At 76.4% G+C, this 12,925-nt stretch carries 9 protein-coding genes and 1 pseudogene; 3 read left to right on the top strand and 7 right to left on the bottom strand.

The window, feature by feature from the left end; translation table 11 throughout:
- Positions 1-20: 20 nt before the first annotated feature.
- Positions 21-1,154 (bottom strand): SchA/CurD-like domain-containing protein, encoded by a 1,134-nt coding sequence (locus ACWEO5_RS08440; RefSeq protein WP_452161343.1) that lies wholly within the window; start codon positions 1,152-1,154, stop codon positions 21-23.
- Between the two features lie 238 nt (positions 1,155-1,392).
- Between ACWEO5_RS08440 and ACWEO5_RS08435 the strand changes: the two genes are divergently transcribed.
- Positions 1,393-3,054: an FAD-dependent oxidoreductase gene (locus tag ACWEO5_RS08435; protein WP_452161341.1), complete on the top strand. Its 1,662-nt coding sequence runs from the start codon at positions 1,393-1,395 to the stop codon at positions 3,052-3,054.
- A 181-nt stretch (positions 3,055-3,235) separates the two neighbouring features.
- Here the strand turns inward: ACWEO5_RS08435 and ACWEO5_RS08430 are convergent, their stop codons facing one another.
- The 6 genes from ACWEO5_RS08430 to ACWEO5_RS08405 all read right to left on the bottom strand — a co-directional run bounded on the left by ACWEO5_RS08430 (position 3,236) and on the right by ACWEO5_RS08405 (position 11,617).
- Positions 3,236-4,642, bottom strand: coding sequence for an MFS transporter (locus tag ACWEO5_RS08430; protein ID WP_452161339.1), 1,407 nt, complete (start codon positions 4,640-4,642; stop codon positions 3,236-3,238).
- Between the two features lie 97 nt (positions 4,643-4,739).
- On the bottom strand, positions 4,740-5,381 hold the full coding sequence (locus ACWEO5_RS08425) for a hypothetical protein (protein WP_452161337.1): 642 nt from the start codon (positions 5,379-5,381) through the stop codon (positions 4,740-4,742).
- 84 nt (positions 5,382-5,465) lie between these two features.
- Positions 5,466-7,991 carry a SpoIIE family protein phosphatase gene (locus ACWEO5_RS08420; protein WP_452161335.1) on the bottom strand — a complete coding sequence of 842 codons (2,526 nt, stop codon included), beginning with the start codon at positions 7,989-7,991 and terminating at the stop codon, positions 5,466-5,468.
- Between the two features lie 200 nt (positions 7,992-8,191).
- Positions 8,192-9,811, bottom strand: a complete 1,620-nt coding sequence (locus tag ACWEO5_RS08415; protein WP_452161333.1) for an AMP-binding protein — start codon at positions 9,809-9,811, stop codon at positions 8,192-8,194.
- Between the two features lie 146 nt (positions 9,812-9,957).
- Positions 9,958-10,788, bottom strand: a complete 831-nt coding sequence (locus tag ACWEO5_RS08410; protein WP_452161331.1) for an inositol monophosphatase family protein — start codon at positions 10,786-10,788, stop codon at positions 9,958-9,960.
- Between the two features lie 73 nt (positions 10,789-10,861).
- Complete coding sequence (locus tag ACWEO5_RS08405) at positions 10,862-11,617, bottom strand: maleylpyruvate isomerase family mycothiol-dependent enzyme (RefSeq protein ID WP_452161329.1); 756 nt, start codon at positions 11,615-11,617, stop codon at positions 10,862-10,864.
- A gap of 151 nt (positions 11,618-11,768) precedes the next feature.
- Here ACWEO5_RS08405 and ACWEO5_RS08400 point away from each other — a divergent pair.
- Positions 11,769-12,104 (top strand): annotated as a pseudogene (locus tag ACWEO5_RS08400) (transposase); the annotation flags it as partial.
- A 317-nt stretch (positions 12,105-12,421) separates the two neighbouring features.
- Positions 12,422-12,784 (top strand): hypothetical protein, encoded by a 363-nt coding sequence (locus ACWEO5_RS08395; protein WP_452161327.1) that lies wholly within the window; start codon positions 12,422-12,424, stop codon positions 12,782-12,784.
- Positions 12,785-12,925 lie beyond the last annotated feature (141 nt).

Raw genomic sequence — 12,925 nt, 5'->3', positions numbered from 1 at the left:
GTGCTGGGTCGGGGGGGTGGTCAGTCCTCGGCCGAGGTGCGGTCGGTGACGGGGGTGGTGGCGCACTCGGCGAGCAGGCGGCGCAGGCCGTCGCGGGTGCGCTCGGCGGGTTCGGCGAGCTTGCCGAGGACGGCGGCGGCGCGCGGGCCGGCCAGGCCGAGGGCGGCGGCCGGGTCGTCGGCGGGGTCGCCGAGCAGGTCGACCAGCCGCACCACCAGGTCGTCGTGCCGGTAGACGGTGGCGCGCACCAGCGGGCCGCCGGGGTCGGCGACGGCGTGCTCGTCCTCCTCGGAGAGCAGCTCGGCGAGCGCGGCGCCGGCGCCGGGGCGCACCGGGTACAGGTAGGCGTGCCGCTGCACCGGGCCGGTCTTCAGCCCGGCGTGGTGGTGGACGGCGGGCAGGGCGGCGCGCTGGAAGAAGTCGCGGGCGGACAGCGGGTCGTCCAGGTCGCGGTCCTCCTCCAGGTACGGGTTGAGCGCCTCCTCGACGGCCCGCACCCCGGGCTGCCGGGCGACGTGCCGCAGCGCGGCGGTCAGGTCGCCGGCCACCTCGACGCAGCGCACCACCCGGTTGCCGCGCATGAACAGCGAGGTGCGCAGCAGGCGGGTGGTGTCGTCGACCCGGGCGTCCGGGGAGCGGTAGCCGGCCAGCAGTTCGGCGGCCCTGGCCTCGGCGCCGGGCTTGACGGTGAAGCTGAGCGCGTGCCGGACCACGCCGTCCGGGCCGGGGCGGACGGCCCCGGGCACGCCGGGGTGGTGCTCGCCGGGGCGCAGCGGCGGGGTGGTGGTGTCGGTGGCGGTGGTGCCGCGGGTCTCGCGCAGCACGGTGTAGCGCAGCGAGCGGTTGTCGCGGACGCAGCCGTGCATCGGCTTGACCATCTCGCGGTGGGCGGGGCTGTCGACCCAGGCCAGGAACGGTTCGGCGCTCTCCCACTCGCTGGTGATCAGCCAGCGGGACGGGTCGTCGATGGACTGGCAGAGCTGGTCGCTGACGTGGCCGGGGACGGCCGAGACCTGGTAGCGCAGCAGCTCGTAGGCGTCCAGGAAGCGGTCCTGGGCGCCGTCGTAGACCTCCAGCATCAGGATGACGCGGAGCCGGCCGGGGGTCGGCCGGGTCGCGGTGGTGGTCTCCTCGGGGGCGGAGAGCAGGGTCATGGCGGCGGAATCCTGTCGTCGGTTCGCGGTTCGTTCCCGAAGGGTCCCCGTCCGGCTCCGGGCTCGGGCTCGGGGCGGCCGGGCGGGGCAACGGTTCGCCCTCGATCGTCAGGGCGGGAACGGGTGCGGCGCGAGACTTCGGGGCCATCCGGGCGAAGCACCCTGAGTGGCCGTCAGCGACGGGGGATGGATGTCCGGTCTGGCGCGCCCCGCGCCCCGCACGGATGGAGCAGAGTCGATGAACACACAGATGGCGGACCGGGTGCCGGTCCTGATCGCGGGCGGATCGCTGGTGGGGCTGTCGGCCTCGCTCTTCCTCGGTCGGCTCGGCGTCCCGCACCTGCTGGTGGAGCGGCACGCCGAGACCTCCCGGCACCCGCGCGGCCGCGGCAACAACCTCCGCACCATGGAGCTGTTCCGGGTCGCCGGGGTGGAGGAGGACGTCCGGGCCGCCGCCTCGGTGCTGGCCGACAACCACGGCATCCTGCAGGCCGAGACGCTCTCCGGCGGCGAGCAGGAGTGGCTGTTCCGGGAGATCGACCCGGGCGGCGGGCTGGCCAGGTTCAGCCCGTCCGGGTGGTGCCTGTGCAGCCAGAACGACCTCGAACCGGTGCTGCTGCGGCACGCCGCCGCCCGCGGCGACCTGCGCTTCAACACCGAACTGGTCTCCTTCGAGCAGGACGCCGACGGGGTGAGCGCACTGCTGCGCGACCGGGCCACCGGCGAGGAGCGCACCGTCCGGGCCGACTACCTGGTCGCCGCGGACGGGCCGCGCAGCCCCGTCCGGGAGCGCCTGGGCATCGGGCAGTCCGGGCGCGGCGACCTGTTCCACAACGTCTCGGTCACCTTCCGCGCCAAGCGGCTGGCCGAGGTGGTCGGCGACCGGCGCTTCATCGCCTGCTACCTGACCGACCCGGCCGGCGCGGGCGCGCTGCTGCCCGTCGACAACCACGAGCTGTGGGTCTTCCACCTGCCCTGGCACCCCGAGCGCGGCGAACGGGTCGAGGACTTCACCGACACCCGCTGCACGGCGCACATCCGGGCCGCGGCCGGCGTGCCCGACCTGGACGTGGAGATCACCGGCCGCGCCCCCTGGCACGCCGCCGAGCGCGTCGCCGACCGGTACGCGGCCGGGCGGGTCCTGCTGTGCGGCGACTCCGCCCACGAGATGCCGCCCACCGGGGCGTTCGGCTCCAACACCGGCATCCAGGACGCGCACAACCTGGCCTGGAAGCTCGCCGCCGTCCTCGACGGCTGGGGCGGCCCGCGCCTGCTGGAGTCGTACGAGGCCGAGCGGCGGCCGGTGGCCGTGCAGACCGCGGCCCGGGCCGCGGCCCGCTCGGTGGAGCACCAGCACCCCGGCTTCGACGCGGCGCCGGTCGGCGGGCCGCGCACCAACGTGCTGGCGGTGGCGCTCGGCTACCGCTACCCCGAGGGCGCGCTGGTCGGCGCGGACGCCACCGCCGGGGTCGTCCCGGAGCGCTTCGCCGCGACCGGGGAGGTCGGCACCCGGGCCCCGCACCTGTGGCTGCGCGACCGCGCGGGCACCCGGATCTCCACCCTCGACCTGTTCGAGCGCGAGCCGGTGCTGCTGGCGCCCGCGGCGGGCGGCGCGCGGTGGGCGGAGGCGGCCCGGGAGGTGTCCGGGCTGACCGGGGTGCCGATCAGGTGCCTGCTGGTCGGCGAGGGCGGCGACCTCGTCCCCGAGCCCGTCCCCGACCTGCCCGCGGCCGGGCCCCGCCCCACCGGACCGAGCGGCTGGCCCGCGGTCTACGGGCTGCGCGAGGGCGGCGCGGCGCTGGTCCGTCCGGACGGCTTCGTCGGCTGGCGCGCGAGCAGCCCGGTCGGGGACCCGGTGGCGGCGCTGCGGGTCGCGGTGCGCGGGGTCGCGGGGCTGTAGGAGGAGCACCGACAGGGGCTCGGGGAACGGCGGGGCCGTGGCCGCTGACGGTTCACCGCCGTTGCGCGCCATTGGCTTTCGGTTCTGTTCACGGCACGCAGCAGCACGGACCTTCGACGGGCTCCGGCCGCCGGCAGCATCGACCCGCCGTTCCCCGGGCCACTGTCGGGGCCCTCCCCGCTCAGTGGCGGATCGCGGCCAGGAGGGCGAGCAGGACGAAGGCGAGGACGACCGCGAGGCTGAGCTGGAAGGCGGCGGGGTAGTCGGCGGGGGTGTGCAGGTGGGAGAAGAAGGTGGCTCCGACGGTGGCGATGCCGGCGGCGGAGCCGATCCGCTGGGCGGTCTGCAGGACGCCTCCGGCGGAGCCGGCCCGGGCGACGGGGACCTCGTTGAGGGTGAGGGCCTGGTTCGGGGAGACGACCAGGCCGCTGCCGAGGCCGGCCAGCAGCAACGGGAGGGCGGTGGCCCAGCCGACCTCGGGGCCGTCGAAGAGGTGGACGGCGAGGGCGGCCAGGGCCAGGCCGACGGCGACGGTGCCGAGGCCGAGGACGATCAGCCGGCGGCCGTACCGGGTGACCAGGCGTCCGCCGGCGGTCGAGGCGACCGCGGAGGCCAGCGCGAAGGGGGTGATGGCCAGGCCGGCCTGGAGCGCGGTGTAGTGGCGGCCGGACTGCAGGTAGAGGGTGAAGACGAAGAAGACCGCGGTGAACCCGGCGAAGTAGAGCAGCGAGACCAGTGCGCCGCCGGTGAAGGAGGGGGTGCGGAACAGCTCCGGGTGGACCAGCGGTTCGCGCCGCCGAGCGTAGTGGTGCTCCCAGCGGGCGAAGGCGGCCAGGACGAGCGCGGAGCCCGCCAGCAGCAGCCACTTGCGGGCGTCGTGCCACTGGGCCTGGACCAGCGGGAGCAGCAGCAGGACGGTGCCGGTGCCGAGCAGCAGTACGCCGACCGGGTCGAAGTCGCGGCGGGCGCAGGTGTCGGGGGTGGGCGCGGGCAGCAGCCGGTGGGCGACGGGGAGGGCGACGAGGCCGATCGGGAGGTTGACGTAGAAGACCCAGCGCCAGCCCTCCGCGGTGCCGAACGCGGCGATCAGCAGGCCGCCGAGCAGCGGGCCGACCGCGGTGGAAAAGCCGATGGTGGTGCCGAGCAGGCCGAACGCTCGGGCCCGTTCGGCGCCGCGGAAGAGCTGCTGGATGAAGCCGGAGACCTGCGGGACCAGCAGTCCGCCGGACATGCCCTGGAGCAGCCGGGCGACGACCAGCCAGGTCTCGCCCTGGGCGGCGCCGGCCAGCGCGCTGGTGGCGGTGAACAGGGCGAGGCCGGTGAGCAGGACCGGGCGGCGGCCGATCGCGTCGCCGAGCCGTCCGGCCGGGACCAGCACCAGCCCGAAGGCCAGCGAGTAGCCGGAGAGCACCCATTGGAGTCCGGCTTCGGACATGTGCAGTCCGGCGCGCACGGACGGCAGGGCGACGTTGACGATCGACACGTCGAGCAGGGTCATGAACCCGGCGACCAGGCACACCGCGAGGGCCCGCCAGCGGCGCGCCTCCTCGGGAGCGGGGACGCCGGTGGTGGTGGGCTGGGTGGCCAATGCGGGGTTCCCTTCCGTCCGGCGTCCAGTCTCGGAGGCGCCGGCGGCGGCGGGCGGGCGGCGCGCCGGGGGCGGGGGCCGGTCGGCTGACGGCGGGTCAGGCGGCGGGCGGCAGGTCGAGCGGGATCCGGCGGGCGTCGGCGGCGGCGGGCGGGGCGGCGCCGAGGTCGGTGAGGGTGGTGACGACGACGGCGTCGGGGCCGGGGAGCCAGTTGCTGGTCTTGGACTGGACGGTGACGGTCTGGACCTGCGGGGCGCCGTCGCAGACGACCAGGGTCGGGGAGGTGCGGGTGGCGCCGAAGGCGATGCCGGCGGGGTCCTCGGGGTCGCTCTGCTCGACCGAGGTGTTCAAGGAGCGCGGCTGGTCGGTGGGCGCGCAGGTGTAGGCGAGGGTGACCCGGGACCGGCTGGGGACCCTGGGGTCGATGACGGCCCCGGTGATCGTGACGGAGGTCCGGGCGGCCGGTGCCGGGCTCTCCGCGGGCTGCCCGGTCCCGGCGCCGGTTCCGCTCGGCGACGGCGACGGCGACGGCGCGGAGGGCGAGGAGGGCGAGGAGGGCGGGGACGAGGGCCCGGACGAGGGCGAGGGGTTCTCCTCGGGCTGTCCCGTTCCGGCCGGGGAGGGCGACGGGGACGGGGAGGGCTGCGGCGCGGGCCCGTCGGCGAGGGCGGGGGCGAGGGCGGCCGCACCGGCGGCGAGGGCGAGCAGGCCGGCGGCGGAGAGGAGGCGGAGGTGCACGGCGGGCCTTTCGGTCGGCGGCGTGGTTGCTCCGACTCTCCGTCAGCGCGGCGTCCCGGGCGAGCGGTCGCGCCCGGGCGGGTGTCAGCCCGGGCGGTACGGGAGTTCGATCTCCGCCCAGACCACCTTGCCGTGCTTGGTGGGGCGGCTGCCCCAGCGGTGCGCGAGCTCGCTGATCAGGTGGATGCCGCGGCCGCCCTCGTCCTCCTCGGCGGAGCTGCGCAGCCGGGGCGGCTGGCCGCCGGCGTCGGAGACCTCCAGGGTGAGGGTGCGGTCCCGGAAGATCCGCAGCCGGCGCGGGGCGTCGGCGTGCAGCAGGGCGTTGGTGACGAGTTCGCTGACCACGAGTTCGGCGTAGTCGGTGAGGCCGGACAGGCCCCAGGCGTCCAGGGTGGTGCGGGTGAAGCGGCGGGCGCGGGCGGGCAGCGGGCCCTCGCTGGGCAGCAGCAGGGTGGCGATCCGGTCGGCGGGGACGGGCAGGACGCGGGCCATGATCATGGCGATGTCGTCCTCGGTGCCGTCGGTGACCAGGGCGGAGAGCGCGGCGTCGCAGCTCTCCTCCAGGGTGCGGCCGGGGGTGGCGAGGGTGCGGGCGAGCAGGTCGATGCCCTCGTCCAGGTCGCGGCCGCGGCGCTCGACCAGGCCGTCGGTGTAGAGCGCGAAGGTGGCGCCGGGGGGCAGGGTGAACTCGATCGACTCGAAGGCGCCGCCGCCGATGCCGAGCGGGACGCCGGGCGGCAGGTCGACGACGTGCGCGGTGCCGTCGGGGTCGACCCGGACCGGCGGCAGGTGGCCGGCCGAGCAGACCACCACGCTGCGGTCGACCGGGTCGTAGACGGCGCACACGCAGGTGGCGAACTGGCCCTCGCCGATCGCCGAGGCGGTCTCGTCGAGCCGGCCGAGGACCTGTTCGGGCGGCAGGTCGAGGGTGGCCAGGGTGCGGGCCACGGTGCGCAGTTGACCCATCGTGGCGGCGGCCCGGATGCCGTGGCCCATCACGTCGCCGACCACCAGGGCGACGCGTCCGCAGGACAGCGGGACGACGTCGAACCAGTCGCCGCCGACCTCGCTGACCACGCTGGAGGGCAGGTAGCGGTGGGCGATCTCCAGGCCCAGGGTGCGGTGGATCTCCTGCGGCAGCAGGCTGCGCTGCAGGGTGAGGGCGGTCTCCCGCTCGCGCCGGTAGAGCCGGGCGTTGTCGATGGCCAGCGCGGTGCGGGCGACGAGCTCCTCGGCGAGCGAGACGTCGGCGGCGCCGAACGGCTCGGGGTTGCGGGTGCGGACGAACTCGGCGCCGCCGAGCACCATGCCGCGGGCGATCAGCGGCACCAGCAGGTAGGAGTGGATGCCGGCCGCGATGCCGGGGGCGACCCGCTCGGGGTCGGGGACCAGGCCGCGCAGCACCTCCTCGTCGACGTGCGGCTTGAGCAGCGGGCGGCCGCTGCGCAGGCACTGGGTGTAGATCCGGTGCGGACCGTACTCGGTGGTGCCGCCGACCACGTCGGCCGCGCCGGTCAATCCGGAGCCGTACGCCTCGCCGACCGCGACGGCGCGGACCTGGATGGCCCGCTCCGGCTGGATCGGGGCGGGCTCCTCGCCGCGCAGCACGGGTTCCAGCAGGTCGACGGTGGCGAAGTCGGCGAACTTGGGGACGATCGCCTCGACCATCTCCTCGGCGGTGCGCTTGAGGTCGAGGGTGGTGCCGATCCGGGCGCCGGCCGAGGCGAGCAGGGTCAGCCGCTCCTGGGCGCGGGAGGCGCGGGCCTCGGCCTGGAAGCGCTCGGTGACGTCGATGATCGAGGAGGAGACGCCGAGCACCTTGCCGGTGGAGTCCTCCAGCCGGAAGTAGGACGCCGACCAGGCCCGGTCGCGGCGCGGGTCGCCGGGGACCCGGCCGTGCGAGCGGGCGTCGACCACCGGCTTGCCGGTGGCGATCACCTGCCGCATCACGTTCTCGATCTCGTGGGCGTTGATGCCGGGCAGCACGGCGGAGATCCGGCGGCCGAGGTGCTGCTCGGCGCTGAGGCCGTTGATCCGGGCCAGCGCCTCGTTCAGCCGGACGAAGCGCAGCTCGGTGTCGTAGACGGCGAGGCCGATCGGGGACTGGTCGAAGAAGCCGTCCAGCACCGCCAGGTCGGACTCGACCTCGTGCAGCGCCTCGGCGTCGGAGGCGGTGGCCAGCAGCAGGGTGCGGTCGTCGGGGCCGGCCACCGGGTAGGTGTGGAACTCCAGCTCGACGGTGGAGCCGTCGCGGCGGCGCACCGGGTGGGTGCCGGACCAGCCGCGGCCCGCGACCAGGCGGTCGAACAGCTTCTCGGCGGCGGCCCGTTCCTGCTCGGGCAGCAGCAGCCGCAGCGGGTGGGCGCCGATGGCCTGTTCCGCGGACCAGCCGGTGAGCGCCTCGGCCTCCTGGCTCCAGTGCAGGATCCGGCCGTCCTCCTGGACCAGCGCGGTGGCCAGCGGGACCAGGCGGTGTCCGGCCAGGCGCGCGGCAGGGGCGCCCGCCGCGTCGCGGCCGGGCTTGCGTTCGAACCCGTGCGTGCTCAGTTGGCCACCTGCCCGGTACCTTCCCCGGTTCCGCCGGTCGTTCCGGCTTCCACCAGACTGCACGGCCCACCGGGCGCTGGCGACTGGTGGTCGTGCGGGCGGTCGGACCGGAGATGCGAGTCTGCTCGATTCGGACCGGTTCGGGCAAGGGCGTGACCTTCAACTGCCGGTCACGGAGCGTTCCGGCGGGCTTCCGGTCCGCTCAGTCCGCTCGATCGGGCCGGTCCGCGAGGGCGGCGGCCGGGGCCCGGGGGCCCTCGATCCTATGCGGGGCCGCCGGCCCGGTGCTCACGCTGCGCGGCACGGGTCCGCAGGGCTCGGCGGAGGACCTTGCCGTCGGCGGACCTCGGGACCACCCCCAGGAACTCCACCCCGCGCAGCCTCCCGGGCGGGGCGACCCGGCGGGCCACGTACTCGACCACCTCCTGCTCGGCCAGTTCGCAGCCGAACGCGGGGACCACGTACGCCTTCGGGTGCTCGGTGCCGTGCGGGCCGGCGACGCCGACGACGGCGGCGTCGGCGATGCTCGGGTGGGTGCGCAGCAGGGCCTCCAGTCCGGCCGGGGCGAACCGGTGCCCCGGCGGCCCGAGCAGTTCCTCGACCCGGCCGGTCACGAACAGCCAGCCCTCGGCGTCGACCCGGCCGACGTCGCCGCTGTGCAGCCAGCCGTGCCCGTCGACGGTGGCGGCGGTCCCGGCCTCCTGGTCGAGGTAGCCGCCCATCACCTGCGGGCCGCGGAACAGCAGTTCGCCGTCCTCGCCGGGGCCGAGGTCGCGGGGCGGCCCGTCCAGGGAGCGGATCCGCAGTTCGGTGCCGGGCAGGAGGCGGCCGACGGTGCCGGTCGGCGGGTGGGGCTCGCCGGGCGGGACGAGGTGGGTGAACGGGGAGAGCTCGGTCATGCCGTAGCCCCGGAGCAGGTGCGGCAGGCCCAGTCGGCGGGCCGCGGCGGCGGCCGCGGCCGGGTCCAGCGGGGCGGTGGTGCTCAGCACGTGGCGGACCGAGGAGAGGTCGAAGCGGTCGACCAGCGGGTGCTTGGCCAGCGCGAGGACGATCGGCGGGGAGACGTGCACCGCCTCGATCCGGTGGCGCTGGATCGCGGTGAGGAACTGTTCCAGGTCGAAGCGGGGCAGCACGACGACGGTGGCGCGGGCCCGCAGCGGGCGGTTGAGCAGCGCGGCCAGGCCGTGGGCGTGCCAGAACGGCAGCGCCGCCAGCACGCGCTCGCCCGGGCGCGGGCCGAGCAGGGCGTCGGCCTGGGCCAGGTTGGTGGCCACCGCGCGGTGGGTGAGCAGCACGCCCTTGGGCAGGCCGGTCGTCCCGCTGGAGTACGGCAGCACGGCCGGGTCGGTGGCCGGGTCGAGGTCCGGTTCGGGCTCCGGGGCGGAGGAGGCGGCCAGGTCGGCGAGCGAGCGGGGCGCCCCGGCCCCCCGCGGGCCGGCCGGCTCGTCGCAGAGGAAGATCCCGGCCACCGGGTGCCCGGCGGCGGCCAGCCGGGCGACCGGCAGCAGTTCGGCGGTGGTGATGATCCAGCGGGCGCCGCAGTCGCGCAGCCGACGGGTGAACTCGGCCGCGCCGACCAGCGGGTCGACCGGGGCGACGGCCGCCCCCGTGCGGGTGGCGCCGTAGAGGGCCAGCGGATAGGCGAGCGAGTTCGGGCTGTGCAGCGCCACCACGTCGCCCTTGGCCACCCCGGCCTCGGCCAGCCCCGCGGACAGTCGGCGGCTCGCCGCGTCCAGCTCCCGGTAGCTGACGCTGCGACCGGTCAACCCGTCGACCAGGGCCGGGCGTTCGGCGTGCTCGCCGTTCGCGCAGCCGCCCAGGACCGCCTCGTGCAGCGGCCGGTCGAGCGGGGTGACGGGCGGGTAGTCGCTGTGGAACACCATGCGGGCCTCCGGGCGGCTCGGCGGTCGCGGCCGCGGGGCGCGGGCGCGACCGCAAGCGTGCCGGGGGGCCGGGGCCGCCACCAGGGCGCGCGACGGGCTTACCGGCGTACGGGATCACGGTGCCACCGGCGCACGGGGTGGCGGGCCTACCCGTGCGGGGGTGCGCCCTCCTGGCGGGTGACCAGTTCGAGCAGGCGGGCGTGGGTCTCCGGGTCGGCCGCCGCGATCAGGCCGCCGCCGCCGCTGTGCACCGGGGCGCCCCGCAGGTCGGTGACGGTGCAGCCGGCGGCCTGGCAGAGCGCGATGCCCGCCGCGAAGTGGACGCTGTCCGCCAGGTGCCCGTCCGTCAGGTAGGCGGCGCGGCGGCCGGCGGCGACCCAGGCCACCGCGAGGGTGCTGGACACCACGCGGGGGCGGAAGGCGGATTCGAACTCCGGGTCGGTGAGCAGCCGGGCGACGCGCAGCGCGGGGGCGTTCGGGTAGGGCGGGTCCAGGTTGAGGTCGACCAGCCGGGAATCGGCGGACGGCCGCAGCGGGGTGTCGCGGCCGTCACGGCCGTCACGGCCGTCGCGGCTGTCGCGGCGCAGGTGGGCGGCGGTGCCGTCGGTCCAGTACGTCTCGCCGGTGTACGGGTCGGCGGTGGCCGCGGCGGTGGTCCGGCCGTGCTCGCGCAGGGCGACGTTGACCGCCACCAGGTGGGTGCCCACGGCGAAGTTGAGCGTCCCGCACAGCGGATCCACCAGCCACCGGCGGGCCGCGCCCGCGGCGCCGGAGCTGCCGCTCTCCTCCCCCGTGAACGCGTCCTCGGGCCGCTCCCGGCGGAGCAGGCCGAGGACGGCCCGCTCGGCCTCGACGTCCACGGCGGTGGCGAAGTCGTCGCCGCCCTTGTCCTGCCGGGCGACGTCCTCCCAGGGGCGGTCGCGGACCACCCGCGCCCCGAGTTCGGCTGCCCGGCGGGCGAGGTCGGCGTCGGTCACGGGCGGGCCTTCCGGTGGGTGGAACGGGTGGGCGGGCACGGGCGGGGCGGGCGCGGGCACGGGCGGGGCCGGATCAGGCGTTCGGGTCCCAGTCGTAGAGCTGGTGGAGGAGCACGGCGTCGCCCTCGGGGCGGAGGTCGTCGATCGGGGTGCGGCCGTGGAGGACCGCGAGCAGTTCGGCGGCGCTGCCGCGGAGGGTGGCGTCCGGGGCGGCGGGGGCGGTGCGGGTCGCGCGGACACCGGCCGGGGAGAGGGTGAGGTGCCAGCTGGGGCCCTCGGTGGCCCGGAAGGCGAGGGTTGCGGGGGCGTGCGGCCAGGGGACGGTGGTGGAGCAGCAGGTGAGCAGGAACTCCTCGACGGAGTCGAGCGCGACCTCGGCCGGGACGGCGGCGGGCAGACCGGCGGCGAGCTGGGCGTCGTAGGTGTGCACGGCGGTCTCGTCGAGGCGGCGGCGGGCGGCGGCCGTGGTGTCCCGCGGGGACTGGGCGAGCTCCCACCACGCCCAGCAGGGGGCGCCCGGGCCCGCCGTGCGGAGCGCCCCGAGGAGCTGCTCGGTGGCGGCGGCGAACCAGGCCACCAGGGCCTCCCGCTCGGCGGGCGCCACCTCGACCGGCCGGGGCGGGGGCGTCTCGGCGGGACCCGCGGCGACGATCGCGGCCCAGAAGAGCTGGCCCCGGCCGAGGTGCTGGGCCAGCTCGTGCAGCGTCCACCCGGGGCAGGTCGGGACCTCGGCGCCGAGGTCGGGGGCGACGGCGAGCACGCCCCGGAAGGCCGCGGAGCGGTCGTCGAGCAGGCCCAGCAGGGTCGGGAAGTCGAGATCGGCGGACACGATTGACTGTCTATCATCAAGCTTCTGGCGAGTGGAAGCGGATATTCAGCGGGTGGGGCGGCGGGGGCCGGGCGGGGTTGCGCGGCGCGGGCCGCTGGGCCGAGCGGGGGGCCGGCCATGTCCGTTCGGCGGTCGGCTCGTTGGGGTGTGCGTGGGGAAGAGACCGCCGTGGTTGGTGTCGGACGACTTGTGGGAGCGGATCGAGCCGCTGCTGCCGGTGCGGCGGCAGGGGCTCGGGCGTCCGTCGGCGAAGGACCGCGGCTGCCTGCAGGGGATCCTGTTCGTGCTGCACACCGGGATCCAGTGGGAGTGGCTGCCGCAGGAGCTGGGCTTCGGGTCGGGCATGACCTGCTGGCGGCGGCTGCGGGACTGGCAGGAGGCCGGGATCTGGGACCGGCTGCAGCGGATGCTGCTGGACGAGTCGTACCGGGCGGGCGAGTTGGACTGGTCCCGGACGGTGATCGACGACTCGCGGCAGCGCGGCCGCGGCGTCCGGTGACCCGCTGGGCGCCCCGGCCGGGTCCGGCCCGGGTCTGCGGGCGGGCAGTCGGGCGGGACTCAAGAGGGCGGCACGGGGCCGGGGGGCTCACGCGGCGGCGGCGGTCAACGTGGCGATCGCGGTGCGGGCCCTGAGCGCCACCCGCACCGTCCGCCTGACGAACTCGCGGGATCGTGAAGGGAGTTGCACGTCTCTCGGGACAGCGCCGAACCGGTCGTCGATCCCCGACCGGCCGCCGGCCGACGCGCGGGGTCTCGGGGCACCCCGGCGCCCCGCCCGTCGGTGAGGTGCGGCATGCTCCACGCATGCTTCACGCGATGACCGAGCGCGGCCTGTCGATGCGCGACCCCGGGCCGGCGGCCCTGAGCCGCCTGGTGGCGAACATGCAGCGCGGCGAGTCCCGGCTGACCGTCGAACGGTTCGGCGCGGACGAGCCGGCCGGCGACTGGTACGTGCGGGTGCGCCTGCAGGAGAACGGCGTGTACGAGCTGGAGTACCGCGACGGCGTCCCCGCCGAGCACTACCGGACCCTGACGCTCTCCCTCGCCAAGGTGGTGGACGCGCTGGTCGGCTGGTCGACCGGCCGGACGGCGTGGCGGGCGGAGTTCGACTGGACCGCCATCGGGCACCGCCCGGAGGGCGCCTCGGACGGCCCGGACCGCGCCTGAGGGCGCGGCCCCGTCCGGGGCGGGCGGGGCCGACGGGGGCGGGCGGGGCGCCTCAGAAAGTGTGGGGTAATTGATCAACTGCGTGGCGTGATCCAGTGGCTGTGATCTTCGCGGTCGGGTGTCCGCGAAGATCGCCGCCAT

The organism is Kitasatospora sp. NPDC004272, assembly GCF_053603035.1.
Note: the sequence above shows the minus strand (reverse complement) of the source record. Positions and strands in the feature narration are given on the sequence as shown.

Excerpts from the sequence above, each read along its gene's own strand:
- ACWEO5_RS08415 (WP_452161333.1), bottom strand. The coding sequence starts at position 9,811 with ATGGTGTTCCACAGCGACTACCCGCCCGTCACCCCGCTCGACCGGCCG.
- ACWEO5_RS08435 (WP_452161341.1), top strand. The coding sequence starts at position 1,393 with ATGAACACACAGATGGCGGACCGGGTGCCGGTCCTGATCGCGGGCGGA.
- ACWEO5_RS08395 (WP_452161327.1), top strand. The coding sequence starts at position 12,422 with ATGCTTCACGCGATGACCGAGCGCGGCCTGTCGATGCGCGACCCCGGG.
- ACWEO5_RS08440 (WP_452161343.1), bottom strand. The coding sequence starts at position 1,154 with ATGACCCTGCTCTCCGCCCCCGAGGAGACCACCACCGCGACCCGGCCG.